This is a genomic window from Pandoraea commovens, assembly GCF_902459615.1.
GTDB classification, from domain to species: Bacteria; Pseudomonadota; Gammaproteobacteria; order Burkholderiales; family Burkholderiaceae; genus Pandoraea; species Pandoraea commovens.
Genome location: NZ_CABPSA010000012.1, coordinates 15309 through 33726 on the forward strand (window position 1 = coordinate 15309; position 18418 = coordinate 33726).

An 18418-nucleotide genomic window follows, 5' to 3' on the forward strand; every position below is an offset into this window, starting at 1 on the left:
CGTCGTAGCATAGCGGCCGCATTTTTTTCGAATAGAACGCTTTTCGCACACGCGCAATCTCGCAGCACGGCCACACCCTCCTATGAACCACGAAGAGATGCCCACTGATATGGCACAAAGCGAAGAAAACGATGTTTCCCTCGCAGATGTTTGGAGATTTATCCGCGAAAACCTGAAGCCGATTCTTGGCCTGGCGGTAATTGGCACGGTGCTTGGCATCGGCAGCACGTTTGTCGTTCAGAAGCAGTGGGAAGGCAAAGTTACGCTTCAGGTCGGCCGGTCGGCCGGCTCGCCGGTGGCAGGCCCGGACGGCCCGCTCATCGAATCGGTTCAGCAGACGGTCGGTCGCGTGCTGCTCAGCGCATTTCGCGATGGCGTTGCCGGGGAAGTCTATCCGCAATTGAAGGCGAACACAGATGCGCTGCACAAGACCGTCGTCTGGAAAAACCTCAAGGCACGGATGGTGACCGGTACCGTCTATGTCGAAATCTCGGCACGCGGCACATCGATCGAACAGGCGGAACAAGCCCTTCAGCTCGCGTCTAACCAGATCATCACCGAGCACGCAGCAATCCTCGACCGTGCGCGAACCCTGCCCAAGCAGCAGCTCGGCGTGATCGACGCAGCGATTGAAGCCAACACCAAGGCGCAGGCAGATCTGAATACTGCGTTGGCCAATTCGAAGAATACGGATTCCGTCATGGCGCTGAGCGCGCTGCAGAGCAGCCGCGCTGAACGTGCAACGCTCAATGACAGCCGATATCGCGTGTCGCAGCTCCTCGCACCGGATCAGTCGTACAACACGCGCATCGTCAGTGCGATCCGTGTGGACGAAGAACCTGCCTTCCCTCGCAAGGTGTTCTTCGGTCTCGGCGGCCTGGCCCTGGGCGTGATCGCCGGTGTTATTGTCGGCCTGTCGCGCAAGCGCAGCACCTGAGTCGCAAGCCAAGGTACGGGGACTGGCAATGCCACGCTCCGCACATCCGGCACGCCAATAAAAAAGCCGCTGTCTCCCGACAGCGGCTTTTTTGACTTCTGATACCGGCGATTACTTCGCAGCCATCAGCGCGACGGTCGTGTCGAGCATGCGGTTCGAGAAGCCCCACTCGTTGTCGTACCACGAGCTGACCTTCACCAGACGACCCGACACCTTCGTCAGCGTGCCGTCGAAGTTCGACGACGCCGGGTTGTGGTTGAAGTCGACCGACACCAGCGGTGCCGTGTTGTACGTAGCGATGGCCTTCAGCGGGCCTTCGGCGGCTTCCTTCAGGATCGCGTTGACTTCATCGACCGTCGTGTCGCGCTTAGCGATGAACGACAGGTCAACGATCGACACGTTGATCGTCGGGACGCGAATGGCGTAGCCGTCGAGCTTGCCGTTGAGTTCCGGCAGCACCAGGCCGACGGCGGAAGCTGCACCCGTCTTCGTCGGGATCATGCTCATCGTGGCCGAACGGGCGCGACGCAGGTCTTCGTGATAGACGTCCGTCAGCACCTGGTCGTTCGTGTAGGCGTGAACGGTCGTCATCAGGCCCGTTTCCAGACCGATCTTGTCGTGCAGCGGCTTGACCAGCGGTGCCAGGCAGTTCGTGGTGCACGAAGCGTTCGAGATGACCGTGTCGGTCGACTTGAGCACACCTTCGTTCACGCCGAACACGACCGTCGCGTCTACATCCTTGCCGCCCGGGGCCGAGATGATGACCTTCTTCGCACCGCCCTTCAGGTGAGCGCTGGCCTTTTCCTTCGTGGTGAAGAAGCCGGTGCACTCGAGCACGACGTCGACGTTCAGCTCGCCCCACGGCAGTTCGGCCGGGTTGCGGTTGGCCAGCACGCGGATCTTGTCGCCGTTGACGATCATGAAGTCGCCATCGACGGACACGGTGCCCGGGAACTTGCCGTGCGCCGTGTCGTATTGCGTGAGGTGGGCGTTCGTCTGTGCATTGCCGAGATCGTTGATGGCAACGATTTCGATGTCGTGCTTCTTGCCACCTTCGTAGTGGGCACGCAGTACGTTGCGGCCGATACGGCCGTAGCCGTTAATAGCGACGCGAATGGTCATGGGGGTATCTCCGTAAGGTCTAACGAAATCAGCCAAGCACGGACTTTGCCGTCGCGACCACATGGTCGACGGTGAAGCCGAAGTGTTTGAACAGCACGCCGGCCGGAGCCGACTCGCCAAAGGTATCGATGCCGACCACGCCGCCTTCCAGGCCGACGTACTTATGCCAGAAAGCCGTCACGCCGGCTTCCACGGCCACACGCGGCACGCCGCGCGGCAGCACGCTCTCGCGGTAGGCCTTGTCCTGACGATCGAACACATTGGTCGACGGCATGGACACGACACGTGCGGCAATCCCTTCGGCCGCCAGCGCTTCGGCGCCCTTGAGCGCCAGATCCATTTCCGAGCCGGTCGCGATCAGGATGATCTGCGGATTGGCTACGTCGCGCAGCACGTAGCCGCCACGACGGATATCGGCGATCTGCGCATCGCTGCGCGAGACGAACGGCAAATTCTGACGGCTCAGCACCAGGCTCGACGGACCGTCGTGACGCTCCACCGCAGCCACCCAAGCAGCCGCCGTTTCCGTCGTATCGCACGGACGCCACAGATCCATTTGCGGAATCAGGCGCAGGCTCGAGACATGCTCGATCGACTGGTGCGTCGGGCCGTCTTCGCCCAGACCGATCGAATCGTGCGTGAACACGAAGATCGAACGCAGCTTCATGAGCGCCGCCATACGCAGCGCATTGCGGCTGTAGTCGGAGAAGGTCAGGAACGTGCCGCCGAACGGGATGTAACCACCGTGCAGCGCAATGCCGTTCATGATGGCGCTCATGCCGAACTCGCGCACACCATAGTTGATGTGATTGCCGAACTGCACGCCGTCTGCATTGGCGCGTACCGCCTTGCTGGCCTTCCAGTTCGTGAGGTTCGAGCCGGTCAGGTCGGCCGAGCCGCCAAGGAATTCCGGCAGCACCGCAGCGAGCCCTTCGATGGCGAGTTGCGACGCCTTACGCGTTGCTACCGTCTCGGCCTTTTCATTGGTCTTGGCGATGAGGGCGGCAGCGGCCGCCTTAAAGTCGCCGGGCAGTTCGCCCTTCATGCGGCGCTCGAACTCGGCAGCTTCCGCCGGGAACTGGCCACGATAGGCAGCGAAACGTTCGTTCCACGCGGCTTCGGCCTTCTGACCGGCCGCCTTGGCGTCCCATGCGGCATAGACGTCGGCCGGCACTTCGAACGGCGGCAGATTCCAGCCGAGCGCGGCGCGCGTCGCGGCGATTTCATCGGCACCCAGCGGCGCGCCGTGCACGTCGTGACCGCCTTCCTTGTTCGGTGCACCCTTGCCGATCAGCGTCTTGCAGCAGATCAGCGTCGGGCGATCGGACTTCTTGGCTTGCGCGATAGCCGCGTCGACCGCATCGGCGTTATGACCGTCGATACCGCGAATCACGTTCCAGCCATAGGCTTCGAAACGCTTCGGCGTATCGTCGGCAAACCAGTATTCGACGTCGCCATCGATCGAGATGCCGTTGTCGTCGTACAGCGCGATGAGCTTGTTCAGACGCAGCGTGCCCGCGAGCGAGCAGGCTTCGTGCGAGATGCCTTCCATCAGGCAGCCATCGCCGAGGAACGCATACGTATAGTGATCGACGATGTCGTTGCCCGGACGGTTGAATTCCTTGGCGAGCAGCGCTTCGGCGAGTGCGAAACCGACAGCATTCGTGATGCCCTGACCCAGCGGGCCCGTGGTCGTCTCGACGCCCGGCGTGATGCCCACTTCCGGGTGACCCGGCGTCTTGCTGTGCAGTTGGCGGAAGTGCTTGAGCTCTTCGATCGGCAGATCGTAACCCGTCAGATGCAACAACGAGTAGATCAGCATCGAGCCGTGGCCGTTCGACAGCACGAAGCGGTCGCGGTCGGCCCAATGCGGATTGGTGGGGTTGTGCTTGAGATGGCGGCCCCACAGAGCGACCGCGATATCGGCCATGCCCATGGGCGCGCCAGGGTGACCGGAGTTGGCCTGTTGGACCGCATCCATGGAAAGGACGCGAATAGCAGAGGCCATCAGCGCAGCCGTAGCAGGAGAGGAGTTCGTCATGGTGACCAGCCGGAAGAGCGGGCGTGCCCCGTTGCCGCGAGCTGCCGCGCGAAATTCAAATGCGGGAAAAGACCAAGATTTTACCAGAATCGCCCCCTGCCCGGGTCGTTCACGGCGAACTTCCTCAACCGGCGGGAACGTGGAATCATGCGAAGAAGTGATGCGATCGCCACAAATTAGAGGAAGTTGTCTTGCCAATGCCCGAAAAACACGACACCTCCGCCAGCCAACCCGACACCCCAGCGGGCTCGTCCGCCAAGCTGACAACGTCTTACGGGGCACCGCTCGGGCCGTGGGCGGGCTATACGTTCGCCGCGATGCCGGTGTACGCCACAACGTCACCTCATCAGCACATCGAGATCGTGGATTTGCCTGCCTTCGGCGAACTCGGGCGGGCCTATCGGCTCGATGGCCGCTTCATGGCGTCGCTGGCCGACGCCCACATCTGTCATGAGTGCATGGTGCATCCGCTGCTGCTCGCGCACGGCAACGCGCAACGCGTGCTGATCCTCGGCGGCGGGGACGGCGGCTCTGCGCGTGAAGCGTTGCGGCATGTCAGCGTGCGGGAAGTGGTCGTCGCCGAACTCGACGCGCAAGTGCCCGACGCCATCCTTCGACACATGCCCGCGCTGGCCGACGGCGCGTTCGACGACCCTCGCACCACGCTCGTCATCGGCGACGCACGGGATCTTGTCGACGCAGCACTGGCGAGCGGCGAACACTTCGACGCCATCGTCTTCGATCTCACGGAAGCCGACGGCGATGCGGCGTCGCTGCACGATGCCGCATTCTTCGCGAAAGTCCGCGACTTACTTGGTCCTCGCGGGGGCATCGCCCTGCAACTGGGGGCACCGTGGTTTGAAGGCGCGCAAGTGCGTCGCATGCTGGACGCGCTGCATTCGGTGTTCGCCTGCGTCTTGCCGATGACCGCTTATGTGCCGCTCTACGGTACGCAATGGGCGCTTGCGATGGCCAGTAATTCACTTACCGTGACCGATTTCAATGCGCTGACGACGAATCCATCGGCAACAGCGCTCCAGGGCGTGCGCCACTATTCGCCCGCCCGTCACGCTGCGCTCTTCGATATCCCGCCGGAGCTGAGTGCCGTCCTTGGCGCCATGACTCGTTACAGCACCGATCGGGGGTGATCCCACACGCCATCGCGCGCAACGGATGAAGCGGATACGCGTTCCTTGTATATTGGGAACTTGCCAAGACCGTCGGACACCCATCGATTTCGCGCCGACGGCCCCAACGGAGCAAAACCATGTCCGATCCCCGCCCATCCCACGTGCCGTGGCTCACGCCGTATCTGACCGTTCGCGATGCGCGTGCGGCCGCCACGTTCTACGAGCAGGCCTTCGGCTTTTCCGTGCATGACATGGTGGACGACGACGGCGCGGTGATGCACGTCGAAATGTTCTATCAGGGACAACTGATCCTGATGTTCGCCCCCGAAGGTGCGTTCGCGACGACCGCGCGCACGCCGCGTACCTCGGGTGTCGAAGCGCCGCAGAGCTTCTATGTCTACACGGAAGATGTCGACGCGCTCTACGCACGCGCGACCGCCGCCGGCGCCAAGGGACTGATGCTGCCGAGCGACCAGTTCTGGGGCGATCGCTTCTGCCAGTTGGAAGACCCGGACGGTTATCGTTGGGGTTTCGCCCGGCCCGTCGCCCCTCGCAGTTGAAGCGACTCCCGCGCGTCGCAACGCCGGGCGTCGGGGCACGTTGGGGTATGCTTCGATCCCCGACGCCAACACCGGCTGCCATTCCACCCTCCTCACCCACGCCTTCTCGCCCGAATGCCTCGCTTTTTCATCGATGCGCCGCTGCACGCCGACGCCCTCCTCGACCTCCCGGACACCGTTGTTCGCCACGTCCAGGTCCTGCGCCTGAAGACAGGCGACACGCTCACGCTATTCAATGGCACGGGCGGTGAATATCCAGCGGTACTGACGACGCTGGAAAAGCGTCACGCGACGGCACAACTCGGTGAGCACGACCCTCGTGAAGCTGAGCCACCCTATCGCATTACGTTGGCGCAAGGCATCGCAGGCGGCGACAAGATGGACTGGCTCATCGAGAAGGCCATCGAACTCGGCGTGACGGAAATTCAGCCGCTCGCGACGGAGCGTTCGGTCATTCGCCTCGAAGGCGAGCGCGCCGCCAAACGCGTCGCGCACTGGCAAGCGCTCGTGCAAGCCGCGTGCGAACAGTGCGGACGAAATCGGGTGCCGAAGGTGCTACCGATCCGTCCGATTACGGCGTGGCTCGGTGACCGGGATGTCATAAAGAGTGACGGATGGCGTGTGCTATTGTCACCTAGAGCGGACAGCGGATTCGATTCGCTGCCGCTGGACGCGCCGTCCGCGCCTGGCGTTCTGCTCTTCGGCCCCGAAGGTGGGCTGGCACCTCAGGAGGAAGCGCTTGCACGGCAGGTCGGATTTTCGGCCATCCGTCTTGGCGAACGCATTCTTCGGACCGAAACGGCGGGCATGGCTGTCCTCGCTGCGTTGGCCGCTCGCTGGGGCGGATGGTAAGCATCGATGATTCGAGAAAACGGCCTCACAAGCCTTAAGGAGTAATCGTCATGGGTATCCTCGACAACATTCTCGGTGGTGGGTCCGGCAATCAGGCCGGTGGCGGCGGTTTCAGCACGAAGACCATGTTGCTGATGGGCTTGCTGGCGATGATTGCCAGCCGCTCGGGTGGCGCTCAGGGTCAAGGTGGTGAAGGCGGTGGTTTGCTCGGCGGCCTCGGCGGCGCCCTTGGCGGCATGCTCGGTGGCGGCGCGGCAGGCGGTGCCGGTGGGGCGGGCGGTCTGGGTGGTTTGCTCGGCGGACTACTCGGCGGCGCGCAGTCGTCGGCGGCAGGTGCACCGGGGGCGCCGGAGGGCGGTCTGCTGGGACAACTCGGTGGATTGGGCGGACTCGCCCAGGTTCTGAACCAGGGGGGTCTCGGCGAAGCCGTTAACTCATGGGTCGGCACGGGCGCCAATCAGGCGGTCAACGCCGATCAGGTCACGCAAGCGCTCGGCCCCGGCGGTCAGTTGCAGCAATTGGCAAGCTCGGCGGGTGTCTCGGAAAGCGAAGCAGCGCAGGAGTTGTCGGATCTGCTGCCCAAGGTCGTCAACCAGTTGACGCCGAACGGCTCGCTACCGCAAGGCTCGCTGGATCTGGCTTCGCTGGCCCAGCAGTTCCTCGGTGGCAACCACACCGGCTGATTCACAACGATCGGCCGGAAATGAAAAAAGGTCCGCAGTGCGGACCTTTTTTCTTGCGTGTCGTCTACGGAAACCACGAAAAGCCTACTGATATTCGCGGACGTTTCGCGTCAGACGATACGTGAGCCTTAGGCAAACGAGTAGAAAACGCGGAAACTCACGCGACGCTCGCTCCAGAACTCGGCGGTATCGCGGAACACTTCCAGCAGAGTCTCGCGGCCATCTTTGTCGAACTTGGTGACGACCGGCAAGCCTTCCAGCACGACGACAAACCCGGGTTGCGGCCCGCAGTGGGCGACCAGATCGGTCAGACAATCATGCAACGCGTCGTAGTTCTTTCCGAAATGCTTCGGGAACAGGAACGATGTGGCGATCGTCTCCAGCACTTCCGCCTTGCTTTGTGCATGCGAACAATTGGCATAGAGGAAGTGCTGTCCGAGGCGCTCGGCCTCTGCCGCCAGTTCCGGCACGCGGAATGCACGGATCGACTGCACGATGTTCGGCCTCACGGCCTGGAAAAGACTCATATCTCCCTCTTCCGATAGGCTACGGCGATGGCCGGCCCGCGCGACAGCATGCAGGCCCAGCACCTGCTTGAACAAGTTGCCCTCGCCCGCACCGAATGGATCTGCCATAAGATCTTTCCCGCGTTCTTGTGCGAAAACCGGCTCACTCATACTGCTGTCATTCCCTTATTCGTCTAAAGCTGTTGTAGTGGTCTTGGGTGTAGTAACACGGCTCGACCGCACGTTGGTTACCGCCACAGATGATGCGCCTGGCACCTCTATTGCGGGCACCGGGAGTCGGCACCGTATATTCATGGTAATAGCCACGCGGCATTTTGGGCAGGCGCTTTTCGTAGTTCCCGAACGTGATGCCATCTTTGGCATAGGGAAACGGCCCGCCCTGGGCAATCAGCGTCAGCGTGCGCTGCGCTTCGCGAGGTAACTCGGCAACGGAGACCGTTGCTGTTTGATCCGTGACGTATGGCGCGGTTTCGCGCGCCACAGCGTTAGCCCCCAGAAAGACACTTCCCGCCGCAGTCAGTGCCACGATGCTCCGGTGAAGCCAACGTGCCATTGTCATAGCTAGCTGTCGCCCGGCGCGGCTTTGCGCTACCGGCCCGTTCTGGTGGGTGAAGCCGTAAGATTATCGCTATTGGTCATCAGAATCAATGTCGGCTTACATTTTGCAACCAAACTACTCAACAAATTCACGAAAATACAGGGATTTTCACGACAGTAAGCACACACATTGAGATATACGATGCCAAAAAATGCATCACCCGGATAACAAAACGCCGCGCCCCGAGGGGTGCGGCGTTTCATTCTTACGTCGGTTAACCGGGACGAAACCGCAGCGAACCACCGGGCGCTGACGTCAAATCTGTTGCCTCGGTCAGCGCCGCCGGCTTCGCCCGCTCAATCCGTTACGTAGGCTCAGTGCCCCTGTTGTTGCGCAGCCGCATCGGCCACGACCAGCGCCGCCATATTGATAATGCGACGCACCGTCGCCGATTCGGTCAGGATGTGCACCGGTTTGGCCGCGCCCAGCAGAATCGGCCCGATCGCCACGTTGTTACCGGCAGCGGTCTTGAGCAGATTGTAGGCAATGTTGGCGGCGTCGATATTCGGCATCACCAGCAGGTTGGCCGCACCGGTCAGCGTCGAATCCGGCATGATGCGCGCGCGCAGCTCCGGGTCCAATGCGCAGTCACCGTGCATTTCGCCATCAACCTCCAGTTCTGGTGCACGCTCCTGCAGAATTGCCAGCGTTTCGCGCATCTTGCGTGCGCAATTCGCATCGCTCGTACCGAAGTTCGAATGCGACAGGAGCGCGACCTTCGGCTGGATGCCGAAACGACGGATCTCGTCGGCCGCCATCAGCGTGATTTCAGCCAGTTGCTCCGCCGTCGGGTCCTGGTTGATGTGGGTATCGACCAGGAAGAGTTGACGATTCGGCAGCACCAGCGCGTTCATCGCGCCATAGACGTTGCCGCCTTCACGCTTACCGATGACACGGTCGATAAAGTGCAAGTGACGTCCCGGCGTCGAGACCGTGCCGCAGATCATGCCATCGGCTTCGCCCTTGCTCACCAGCATGGCCGCGATCAGCGTCGTGCGGCGACGCATTTCCACGCGCGCGTAGGACGCCGTGACGCCCTTGCGATTCGTCAGACGGTGATACGTCTCCCAGTAATCGCGATAGCGCTCATCGTGTTCCGGATTGACCACGGTGAAGTCGACGCCCGGCGTGAGGCGCAGACCGTACTGCTGAATGCGATGTTCGATCACGGCCGGACGACCCACGAGCACCGGCGTTGCGACGCGCTCATCCACGAGCACTTGCACGGCGCGCAGCACGCGCTCCTCTTCGCCCTCGGCAAAGGCAATGCGCTTCTTATCGGCCGGCACACTGCGCGCCACCGAGAACAGCGGCTTCATCAGACCGCCGCTGTGATACACAAATTGCTGAAGCGACTGCGAATAGGTGTCGATGTCCGCCAGCGGACGCGTTGCCACGCCGGCCGCCATCGCGGCTTGCGCCACTGCGGTGGCGACCTTCACCAACAGACGCGGATCGAAAGGCTTCGGAATCAGGTATTCCGGGCCGAACGACAGGTTCTTGATGCCGTACGCCGAAGCCACGATATCGCTCTGCTCCTGACGCGCCAGCTCGGCGAGCGCGTTCACGGCCGCAATTTCCATCGAGCGCGTGATCGTCGTCGCACCGACGTCGATGGCGCCACGGAAAATGAACGGGAAGCACAGCACGTTGTTGACCTGGTTCGGATAGTCCGTGCGGCCCGTCGCCATCACGCAATCCGGACGCACTTCCTTCGCCAGCTCCGGCGTGATTTCCGGATTCGGGTTAGCCAGCGCAAAGATCAGCGGCTTATCGGCCATCGTCTTCACCATTTCCGGCTTCAGCACACCGGCGGCCGACAGTCCGAGGAACACGTCGGCACCACCGATCACATCAGCCAGACCGCGGGCTTCCGTCTTCTGCGAGAAGCGGATCTTCTCGGGGTCCATCAGTTCGGTACGCCCTTCGTACACAACCCCGGCCAGATCCGTCACCCAGATGTTCTCGATAGGCAGCCCCATGTCCACGAGCAGATCCAGACAGGCGAGTGCCGCCGCACCTGCGCCCGACGTCACGACCTTGACCGACGCCAGGTCCTTGTTGACGACCTTCAACCCGTTGATAAGCGCCGCCGCCACCACGATGGCCGTGCCGTGCTGATCGTCGTGGAAGACCGGAATCTTCATGCGCTCACGCAGCTTGCGCTCCACGATGAAGCACTCCGGTGCCTTGATGTCTTCGAGGTTGATCGCGCCAAACGTCGGTTCGAGCGCCGCGATGATGTCGACCAGCTTCTCCGGGTCCTTCTCCGCGATTTCGATGTCGAACACGTCGATGTTGGCGAACTTCTTGAACAGCACGCCCTTGCCTTCCATCACCGGCTTCGACGCCAGCGGCCCGATATCGCCAAGGCCCAGCACGGCCGTACCGTTCGTGATCACGCCGACCAGATTGCCGCGCGCCGTGTAGCGCGAAGCGTTGAGCGGATCTACAACGATTTCCTCACACGCGGCTGCGACGCCCGGCGAGTAAGCCAGCGCCAGATCGCGCTGGTTGAGCAACTGCTTGGTCGGCGCGATAGCGATTTTGCCGGGGGTGGGAAATTCGTGATACTCGAGCGCAGCTTCGCGCAGTTTCGGATCGATCGGCGTGGGCATGAGGGGAAGCTCTTGGCGAACAGGAGGGTCAAATTTTCAGTGCGAATTGTAGCCCTATTTATTCACGTCATTTATGCAAAAAACGGATAACGGCCACGCTCGCAATGAAGCAATTCCAGGCTGATAGTGGCGAATATTCTGTGCAAACTCAACGTTGCATTGCACCATTAGGTGCGTTTTCGGATAACGGATGAAAAACTATTAGGGTGTTGTCCGAGACCGGCATGAGAAGGCGTCTGAAAACGGGACCCAAGCCCGTTTGCTCACTTGGGAAAGCGGTCACGGCCTCTTAGAATAGGGGTTTGCGTCGTATCACTGCCTCGTTGCCCATGACTTCACATCCCGCCGCCTCGTCATCGTTGTCCGAGTTTTCTCTGATCGACCGCTTCTTTGCCGGAGCGACGCATCAGGGCGAGCATGTGACGCTCGGCATCGGCGACGACTGTGCTCTGCTGCGCCCGCCCGCGGGTGAACAACTGGCGATCTCGACTGACATGCTTGTGGAAGGTCGCCATTTTTTTGCGGACGTCGATCCCCGCGCGCTCGGCCACAAGACGCTCGCCGTGAACCTTTCGGATCTGGCCGCGATGGGCGCACGACCGCTGGGTTTCACGCTGGCGCTTGCGTTGCCCGACAGCGATCCGGCATGGCTCGGGCCGTTTGCACAAGGTCTCGCCGAACTGGCGGACCGTTACGCTTGCCCGCTCGTCGGCGGCGACACGACACGCGGCCCGCGCAATCTCTGCGTAACAGTCTTTGGCAGCGTGCCCGGCGCACAGGCGCTACGTCGGGACGCCGCGCAACCGGGGGACGACATCTGGGTCTCCGGCACGCTTGGCGATGCGCGCCTCGCGCTCGGGGCGCTGCGCGGCGAATGGTCCTTGCAGGACAGTGAACTCGCGCTCGCCCGCCGGGCGATGGATTGGCCGGAACCGCAAGTGAAGCTCGGGCTGGCATTGCGGGGCGTTGCGCGCTCCGCACTGGACATCTCGGACGGCCTGATCGGTGACCTCGGGCATATTCTCGAACGATCCTCGATGAGCGCAAGAATCGATGTCGATGCGCTCCCACGCTCGGACTTGCTCGGCACGCAGTCCTCTGACATTCAGCGGCTGTGCACGCTCGCAGGAGGAGACGACTACCAGCTTTGTTTCTGCGCCGATGCCACACAACGTGGGCGAATCGAGACGATCGGCGACGAACTCGGGATACGCGTCACTCGTATCGGTACAATAGCGATTCCCGACGCGCGCCGAACGATACTGCATCTCCATGACAATACAGGCGCGAGCGTCGCTGCCGATTTCAAAAGTTTCGACCATTTCCAATGAGCACTGATCAAACGGCCGCCGTCAATTCGGGCAGCGGCCCGCGCCGGCCGAACTCGCGTTTCCTGCTGTCGCACCCCGCACATTTGTTTTCGCTCGGCTTCGGCACGGGCTTGTCGTCGTTCGCACCGGGCACGGTAGGAACGCTTTTCGGCTGGGCCTCATATCTGGTGCTGAACCTGTATCTGACGGTGACGGGCTGGGCGGTGCTGATCGCCGCCTCCATCATCGGCGGCATCTGGATCTGCAGCTTTACCGCACGCAAGCTTGGTGTGCAAGACCCGAGCGCCGTCGTGTGGGATGAGATCGTCGCGTTCTGGATTGTGTTGCTGCTCATCACGCCCGCGAGCTTCGTCGGTCAACTGGTCGCGTTCGTGCTGTTCCGCTTCTTCGATGCAGTCAAGCCGCCGCCGATCAGCTACTTCGACCGGACCGTCAAGGGTGGTCTCGGCATCATGCTGGACGATCTGGTCGCCGCATTCTGCACGTTGCTCGTCATTGCGCTCTGGCGCTCGATCTGAATTTTTGAAGGCGTCACCCCGTGGTTTCCGAACAAAATCTTCTGGCCCAATTGTCGGTGAAAGTCGGCAACCGTCTGCGCGATGAGCGCCTGATGCTGGTAACGGCCGAATCGTGCACCGGCGGTCTCGTCGCTGCTGCCATCACCGATATTTCCGGGAGCAGCAACTGGTTCGAGCGTGGCTTCGTGACGTATTCGAATCAGGCCAAGTCCGAGATGATCGGCGTGCCGCCCGAGTTGATCGACAAGCATGGTGCGGTGAGTGAGCCCGTCGCCCGTGCCATGGCGGAAGGCGCGCTGCTCAACAGTCGCGCCCAAATTTCGCTGTCGATCACAGGCGTCGCCGGTCCCGGCGGCGGAACGGCCGACAAGCCGGTGGGGATGGTCTGCTTCGGCTGGAGCAATCGTGTCACCACCATCGTCGAGACAAAGCACTTCAAGGGCGACCGCACGCAGGTGCGCAGTCAGGCGGCGCAATACGCGCTGCGCGGCGTGATCGAGTTGCTCGACAAGGGCGAAGCGTAATTCAACGCAGCCAATAAAAAAAACAGCGCCCGCGAATTCGCGAGGCGCTGTTTTTGTTGGTGCGCGAAGATCGATTCGTCAGACACCGATCTCGCCTTGTTCGGCGACGGTTCAGCGATACGCGTTGATGCTGTCGCGCGTCTTCTGTGCGGCGGCAGCGGCAGCGGCGGCGAAGTCCTCGTCGCGGCCCGCGTAAATGATGGCACGCGACGAATTGATCATCATGCCTGCGCCATTGGCGGTACGGCCCGCGGTCACCGTCGCTTCGACGTCGCCGCCTTGCGCACCAACGCCCGGAATCAGCAGCGGCATGTCGCCGACGATGCTACGCACAGTGGCGATCTCCGCCGGGAACGTGGCGCCAACGACCAGGCCAATCTGACCGCTCGTGTTCCACGGCCCTGCCGCCAGTCGTGCCACCGTCTGATACAGCGGCTTACCGTCGACATCCAGGAATTGCAGATCGCTGCCGCCGGGGTTCGACGTCCGGCACAGGACGATCACGCCCTTGTCGGGATGCGCAAGATACGGCTCCAGCGAATCGAAGCCCATGTACGGGTTCACCGTGACGGCGTCCGCGCGATAACGCTCGAACGCTTCGCGCGCGTATTGCTCGGCGGTGCTGCCGATATCGCCGCGCTTGGCGTCGAGAATCACCGGCAGGCCCGGATGATCGGCGTGGATGTGCGCGATCAGTTGTTCGAGCTGATCTTCGGCGCGATGCGCAGCGAAATAAGCGATCTGTGGCTTGAAGGCGCTGGCATAGGGGGCGGTCGCGTCCACGATCTGACGGCAGAACTCGAAAATCGCGTCCGGTTTGCCTTGCAGATGCGCAGGGAAACGCGACGGTTCGGGGTCAAGGCCGACACACAGCAGGGAGTTGTTGCGCGTCCAGGCGGCGTTGAGAGCTTCGGTGAATGTCATGACGGGTTCCGGCGGGGTTCCGGCGGTGGTAATCCGACGGAGAGTGATTCGAGTCTGGTTCGATCCAGCAAGGCCGCCATTTTACCTGCTCGGCGGCGTGTCCCTTGCGGACCTTCCGAAAACCAGCGTTGCACTGGCCTTCGCAAAACGTCACGCGAGCATCAATCCAGCCAGCCGCGATAGCGGAAATACAGGAACGGCGCGATGGCTGACACGATCATCAGACCCAGTGCGAACGGGTAGCCGACATCCCATCGTAACTCCGGCATCATCTGGAAGTTCATGCCGTAAATACTGGCGATCAGCGTCGGCGGCAGGAAAGCAACGGCGGCCACCGAAAAGATCTTGATGATCTTATTCTGGTTGATGTTGATGAAGCCGATGGTGGCGTCCATCAGGAAGTTGATCTTGTCGAACAGGTAAGCGGTGTGATTATCGAGCGACTCGATATCGCGCATGATCTGCTTGCCTTCCTGATATTGCTCGTCCTTCAGCATGCGGGCGCGCATGAGGAACGACACCGCCCGTCGCGTATCCATGACGTTGCGGCGAATGCGCCCGTTCAAGTCTTCCTGCGCGGCAACGCTCTCGAGTGCCTTGGCGGCGTCCGCATCGGTGAGGTTTTTGCCCAGCACCCGCTTGCTGACCTCTTCGAGTGCGGCATATACCCCTTCGAGCGAATCGGCCGAATATTCGGCGTCGGTCGAGTAAAGGTCGAGCAGCACATCCATGGCATCGCGCACAGAACCGGGACGAATGCGCGCACGCATGCGCACCAGTCGAAATACCGGCAAATCTTCGTCGTGCACGGAAATCAGCAGATCCTTGACCACCACGAATGCAACAGGCACGTTACGCGACTGCTCTTCGTCGTCGAGCAGAAAATCGGTGCGGATGTGCAAGACGCCGTCATCGTCTTCGTAATATCGCGCCGAAGCCTCGATATCCGTTACTTCGTCACGCGAGGGCAGCTTGACCTTGTAGGCCTCTTCGACCCAGCGGCGTTCCTCTTCGGATTCGCTGTGGAGGTCGACCCAGACCGGCGAAACGCTGGCCAGATCGCTGGGATGGTCACAAGTCACCTGTTGCAGGCGGCCATGATGGATGACGAAGGCATTGATCAAACGGGGTTCTCCCTGCTACAAGGCGACGCCAGTGTAGCAGCCGCGCCACAGTCACGCCAATGGCGGCACACCGGTCGCCACAACACGCTCTGCGCCCCCTGTCGGCCAGCACCGGAATCGTTCGTAGGAATATTCTTAAAGTCCGCGAATTCACACGATTCGACGGCGTTCACTGGCAAGCTCAGCGAACCAATCCACGCACTTCGCGTCAACTTTGATATCGACGCATTTGTCGGCACGCATTCATTGGCGTCCATCTCGGCGCTTTCATCGACGCTTTCATCGACGTTTTTTTGCTGTTTCTCGCGGAAACGTCACCGGACAGGGAGAAATCAACCATGGCGGAAGTTACTACCCCGCTCACGTCTTTCGACGCCGTGACAGGTTTTCTGGCGGCCAACGCCGTGCACTACGGCCTGTCGTTCCTGCAAGCTGTGCTGATTCTGCTGGTCGGCTTCTGGGTCGCGAAGCGCTTGTCCCGCTTCGTTCACAAGACGCTCAGCCGCTCGCCGCATTTCGACGCCACACTCAAACCGCTGATCGAGTCAGTGGTGCTGTGGTCCGTGCGCATCATCACGATCATCGCGGTACTGGCACAGTTCGGCGTGCAGACGGCGAGCATCATTGCCGTCCTCGGCGCGGCGGGTTTGGCCATCGGTCTGGCACTGCAAGGCACGTTGCAGAACATTGCTGCGGGCACGATGCTGCTGGTGCTGCGTCCGTTCCGCAATGGTGACTATGTGACGGCCGGGTCCACCGTGGCGGGCACCGTCGAAGAGATCGGTCTGTTCACGACGACACTCACGAATGCCGATGGCATTTACGTCTGCGTGCCGAACAACCAAATCTGGGGACAGCCGATCACGAACTACAGCCGCAACGCGACCCGTCGAATGGAAATCACGGTGGGCATTGCGCTGGACGACGACCTCGACGCCGCGATGAGCGCGTTGCGCCAACACGTGTCGGACGATCAGCGTGTGCTCGACAAGCCCGCGCCCGAAATCATGGTCAAGCAGGTCAGCGACAGCGCCGTGATCGTGAACGTGCGGGTCTGGTCGTTGCTGGGCAACTACTGGGGTCTGTATTGGGATCTGCAACGTAACGTGAAGGAGACGGTCGAGGGCGTCGGTTGCTCACTGCCTTATCCGACGCGCACCGTCATGCAGGTGCCCACGCAAACCATCCCGGACGCGGCACAGCCGCGACATTGATCGCATCCGACCGATCGCGATGGGGCGGCCACCGCTGGACATCAGTAGCAATCGGTAGCAATTGCTACTGCGGCAACTCCGCCGCCCCCATCCGACGCGCAATCACCCCGGCGCGTTGCGAGAGATACGGGGAATTGCGATGCGTATCGAAGTAGCGCGGACGCGGCAACATGACCGCGAGCCGTGCAGCCTGCCACGGCGAGAGCTTCGACGCCGGAATCCCGTAGTAGTATCGCGCCGCAGCCTCCGCGCCGAACACGCCCTCGCCCCACTCCACCGAATTCAGATAGATCTCGAAGATGCGCTGCTTGTCCATCCAGAACTCAAGCATCCAGGTGATGGTAAATTCCTCGGCCTTGCGCAGGTAACTCTTCTCGCTCGACAGAAACAGATTCTTCGCCAGTTGCTGCGAGATGGTCGAGCCGCCTGCCACGATGCGTCCCTTCTTCTGATTCTTCTCCCACGCACCGAGCATCGCGTCGATTTCGTAACCGTCGTGATTGACGAAGTTGGCGTCTTCGCTAGCGATGATCGCGCGCTTCAGATTGCGCGAAATCTGGTCGTACGACACCCATTCGTGTCGAAGTGTCGCTTTCGGATCCGTCTCATGAAGCCGCGCTTCGGCGGCACGCATGAATGCCGTCGATTGCGGATTGAAGCGCACCCACCAGCCGATTTGCAGGAAGTAGTACAGCTGCGTCGCCAGCACGCCCACGATCAGCAGTGTGATGAAGTAGCCCGCCCATTGCCACGGCCCCCAGGCGCGTTTGCGACGGGTGCCGTTAGCGCGGGAAGTCCGGGATGTATGTCGCTGGGCAACCATCGGCACGATCAGCTTTTGGCGTTGAGCCGGGCACGCAGCGCTGCGCGCACAACGTCGGTCGACGGTCGCACACCGCGCCACACGGCAAACGCTTCGGCCGCCTGCTCGACGAGCATGCCCAGCCCGTCCGACGCCTTCGCCGCGCCGGAGGCCAACGCGTGCGTCATGAAGACCGTCGGCTGCGCCCCGTACATCATGTCGTACGCGAGCGAACCCGTGGCATAGGCAAGCGCAGGCAACGGCGGGACTTCGCCCTGGAGGCTGCCGGCCGTGGCGTTGATGACGACGTCGAATCCGGCGGGAACGGCATCCCAGCCACCACCGCCCAACGTCACGTTGTGACGTGCGGCCGCATCGGCAAACCGGGCGACCAGTTCATCGGCACGCGTCGCCGTGCGATTCGCGACAAAGAGCGCCGCCGGCTTCGCCTCGATCAGCGGCAGCATCGCGCCACGCGACGCGCCACCTGCACCCAGTAGCAACACACGGCGCCCGGCGAGCGTCACACCGAGCGGGCCTTCGATGTCGCGCACCAGACCGACGCCATCCGTGTTGTCGCCGGTGATGCCTTGCGCGTCGAATACCAGTGTGTTGACGGCCCCCGCCGCTTGCGCGCGTTCGGTGAGCCGATCCGCCAATGCATGGGCTTCCAGTTTGAACGGAACGGTGACGTTGGCCCCGCGCGCACCTTGTTCGATGAACGTGCGTACCGTGGCGGCAAACGCGTCGAGCGGTGCAAGCAGACGCTCGTAGACGAGTCGTTGCCCCGTCTCACGCGCAAACTCGGCGTGAATGAAAGGCGACTGGCTATGTTCGACAGGATGACCGATCACGGCGTAGCGATCGGTGGGCAAATCCCCGGCAGGCGTTTGGTTTGTCATCGTTTTCAAAG

Annotated in this window: 18 protein-coding genes; 9 read left to right on the top strand and 9 right to left on the bottom strand. The window is 61.8% G+C overall.

Annotated features, from left to right (window positions below; all coding sequences use genetic code 11):
• Window positions 1-82 precede the first annotated feature (82 nt).
• Window positions 83-937, top strand: a complete 855-nt coding sequence (locus PCO31010_RS24430; protein WP_150666547.1) for a GumC domain-containing protein — start codon at window positions 83-85, stop codon at window positions 935-937.
• Window positions 938-1048: 111 nt separating this feature from the next.
• On the opposite strand, the gene gap is transcribed toward PCO31010_RS24430, so the two are convergent.
• Together gap and tkt are read right to left on the bottom strand one after the other, a co-directional pair.
• The gene (gene gap, locus PCO31010_RS24435; RefSeq protein WP_150666548.1) at window positions 1049-2059 is read right to left on the bottom strand and encodes a type I glyceraldehyde-3-phosphate dehydrogenase; all 1011 of its coding nucleotides are present in this window, start codon (window positions 2057-2059) and stop codon (window positions 1049-1051) included.
• A 28-nt stretch (window positions 2060-2087) separates the two neighbouring features.
• Complete coding sequence (tkt, locus tag PCO31010_RS24440) at window positions 2088-4100, bottom strand: transketolase (RefSeq protein ID WP_150666549.1); 2013 nt, start codon at window positions 4098-4100, stop codon at window positions 2088-2090.
• Window positions 4101-4297: 197 nt separating this feature from the next.
• Between tkt and PCO31010_RS24445 the strand changes: the two genes are divergently transcribed.
• The 4 genes from PCO31010_RS24445 (at window position 4298) to PCO31010_RS24460 (ending at window position 7325) form a co-directional block, all read left to right on the top strand.
• Window positions 4298-5248 (top strand): spermine/spermidine synthase domain-containing protein, encoded by a 951-nt coding sequence (locus tag PCO31010_RS24445; RefSeq protein WP_150666550.1) that lies wholly within the window; start codon window positions 4298-4300, stop codon window positions 5246-5248.
• 119 nt (window positions 5249-5367) lie between these two features.
• Window positions 5368-5790 (top strand): VOC family protein, encoded by a 423-nt coding sequence (locus PCO31010_RS24450; RefSeq protein ID WP_150666551.1) that lies wholly within the window; start codon window positions 5368-5370, stop codon window positions 5788-5790.
• A 114-nt stretch (window positions 5791-5904) separates the two neighbouring features.
• The gene (locus PCO31010_RS24455) at window positions 5905-6642 is read left to right on the top strand and encodes a 16S rRNA (uracil(1498)-N(3))-methyltransferase (protein ID WP_150666552.1); all 738 of its coding nucleotides are present in this window, start codon (window positions 5905-5907) and stop codon (window positions 6640-6642) included.
• Between the two features lie 50 nt (window positions 6643-6692).
• Window positions 6693-7325 (top strand): YidB family protein, encoded by a 633-nt coding sequence (locus PCO31010_RS24460; protein WP_150666553.1) that lies wholly within the window; start codon window positions 6693-6695, stop codon window positions 7323-7325.
• A 128-nt stretch (window positions 7326-7453) separates the two neighbouring features.
• On the opposite strand, the gene PCO31010_RS24465 is transcribed toward PCO31010_RS24460, so the two are convergent.
• The 3 genes from PCO31010_RS24465 to PCO31010_RS24475 form a co-directional block, all read right to left on the bottom strand.
• Window positions 7454-8002, bottom strand: coding sequence for a barstar family protein (locus PCO31010_RS24465; RefSeq protein WP_039393221.1), 549 nt, complete (start codon window positions 8000-8002; stop codon window positions 7454-7456).
• A gap of 7 nt (window positions 8003-8009) precedes the next feature.
• The gene (locus PCO31010_RS24470; RefSeq protein WP_150662207.1) at window positions 8010-8405 is read right to left on the bottom strand and encodes a guanyl-specific ribonuclease; all 396 of its coding nucleotides are present in this window, start codon (window positions 8403-8405) and stop codon (window positions 8010-8012) included.
• Window positions 8406-8764: 359 nt separating this feature from the next.
• Entirely contained in the window at window positions 8765-11068 is a 2304-nt protein-coding gene (locus PCO31010_RS24475) for an NADP-dependent malic enzyme (protein ID WP_150666554.1), read from the bottom strand.
• 329 nt (window positions 11069-11397) lie between these two features.
• On the opposite strand from PCO31010_RS24475, the gene thiL reads away from it, so the two are divergent.
• Genes thiL through PCO31010_RS24490 form a run of 3 tightly spaced genes read left to right on the top strand, consistent with a single transcriptional unit; the run spans window position 11398 to window position 13441 of the window.
• A complete protein-coding gene (gene thiL, locus PCO31010_RS24480) occupies window positions 11398-12399 on the top strand; it encodes a thiamine-phosphate kinase (protein ID WP_150666555.1) in 1002 nt (333 codons plus the stop codon).
• Window positions 12396-12917 (top strand): phosphatidylglycerophosphatase A family protein, encoded by a 522-nt coding sequence (locus PCO31010_RS24485; protein ID WP_150666556.1) that lies wholly within the window; start codon window positions 12396-12398, stop codon window positions 12915-12917. Before thiL ends, PCO31010_RS24485 begins: the two co-directional genes overlap by 4 nt.
• A 20-nt stretch (window positions 12918-12937) precedes the next feature.
• Window positions 12938-13441 (top strand): CinA family protein, encoded by a 504-nt coding sequence (locus tag PCO31010_RS24490; protein WP_150666557.1) that lies wholly within the window; start codon window positions 12938-12940, stop codon window positions 13439-13441.
• Window positions 13442-13552: 111 nt separating this feature from the next.
• Here PCO31010_RS24490 and pyrF read toward each other — a convergent pair whose 3' ends face one another.
• On the bottom strand, window positions 13553-14365 hold the full coding sequence (pyrF, locus tag PCO31010_RS24495) for an orotidine-5'-phosphate decarboxylase (protein ID WP_150666558.1): 813 nt from the start codon (window positions 14363-14365) through the stop codon (window positions 13553-13555).
• A 161-nt stretch (window positions 14366-14526) separates the two neighbouring features.
• The gene (gene corA / locus PCO31010_RS24500) at window positions 14527-15489 is read right to left on the bottom strand and encodes a magnesium/cobalt transporter CorA (RefSeq protein WP_150666559.1); all 963 of its coding nucleotides are present in this window, start codon (window positions 15487-15489) and stop codon (window positions 14527-14529) included.
• A gap of 338 nt (window positions 15490-15827) precedes the next feature.
• On the opposite strand from corA, the gene PCO31010_RS24505 reads away from it, so the two are divergent.
• The gene (locus tag PCO31010_RS24505; protein WP_150666560.1) at window positions 15828-16703 is read left to right on the top strand and encodes a mechanosensitive ion channel family protein; all 876 of its coding nucleotides are present in this window, start codon (window positions 15828-15830) and stop codon (window positions 16701-16703) included.
• Window positions 16704-16767: 64 nt separating this feature from the next.
• Here the strand turns inward: PCO31010_RS24505 and mtgA are convergent, their stop codons facing one another.
• Window positions 16768-17526 carry a monofunctional biosynthetic peptidoglycan transglycosylase gene (gene mtgA, locus PCO31010_RS24510; protein ID WP_150666561.1) on the bottom strand — a complete coding sequence of 253 codons (759 nt, stop codon included), beginning with the start codon at window positions 17524-17526 and terminating at the stop codon, window positions 16768-16770.
• An 8-nt stretch (window positions 17527-17534) separates the two neighbouring features.
• The gene (aroE, locus tag PCO31010_RS24515; RefSeq protein ID WP_150666562.1) at window positions 17535-18407 is read right to left on the bottom strand and encodes a shikimate dehydrogenase; all 873 of its coding nucleotides are present in this window, start codon (window positions 18405-18407) and stop codon (window positions 17535-17537) included.
• Window positions 18408-18418: the final 11 nt, after the last annotated feature.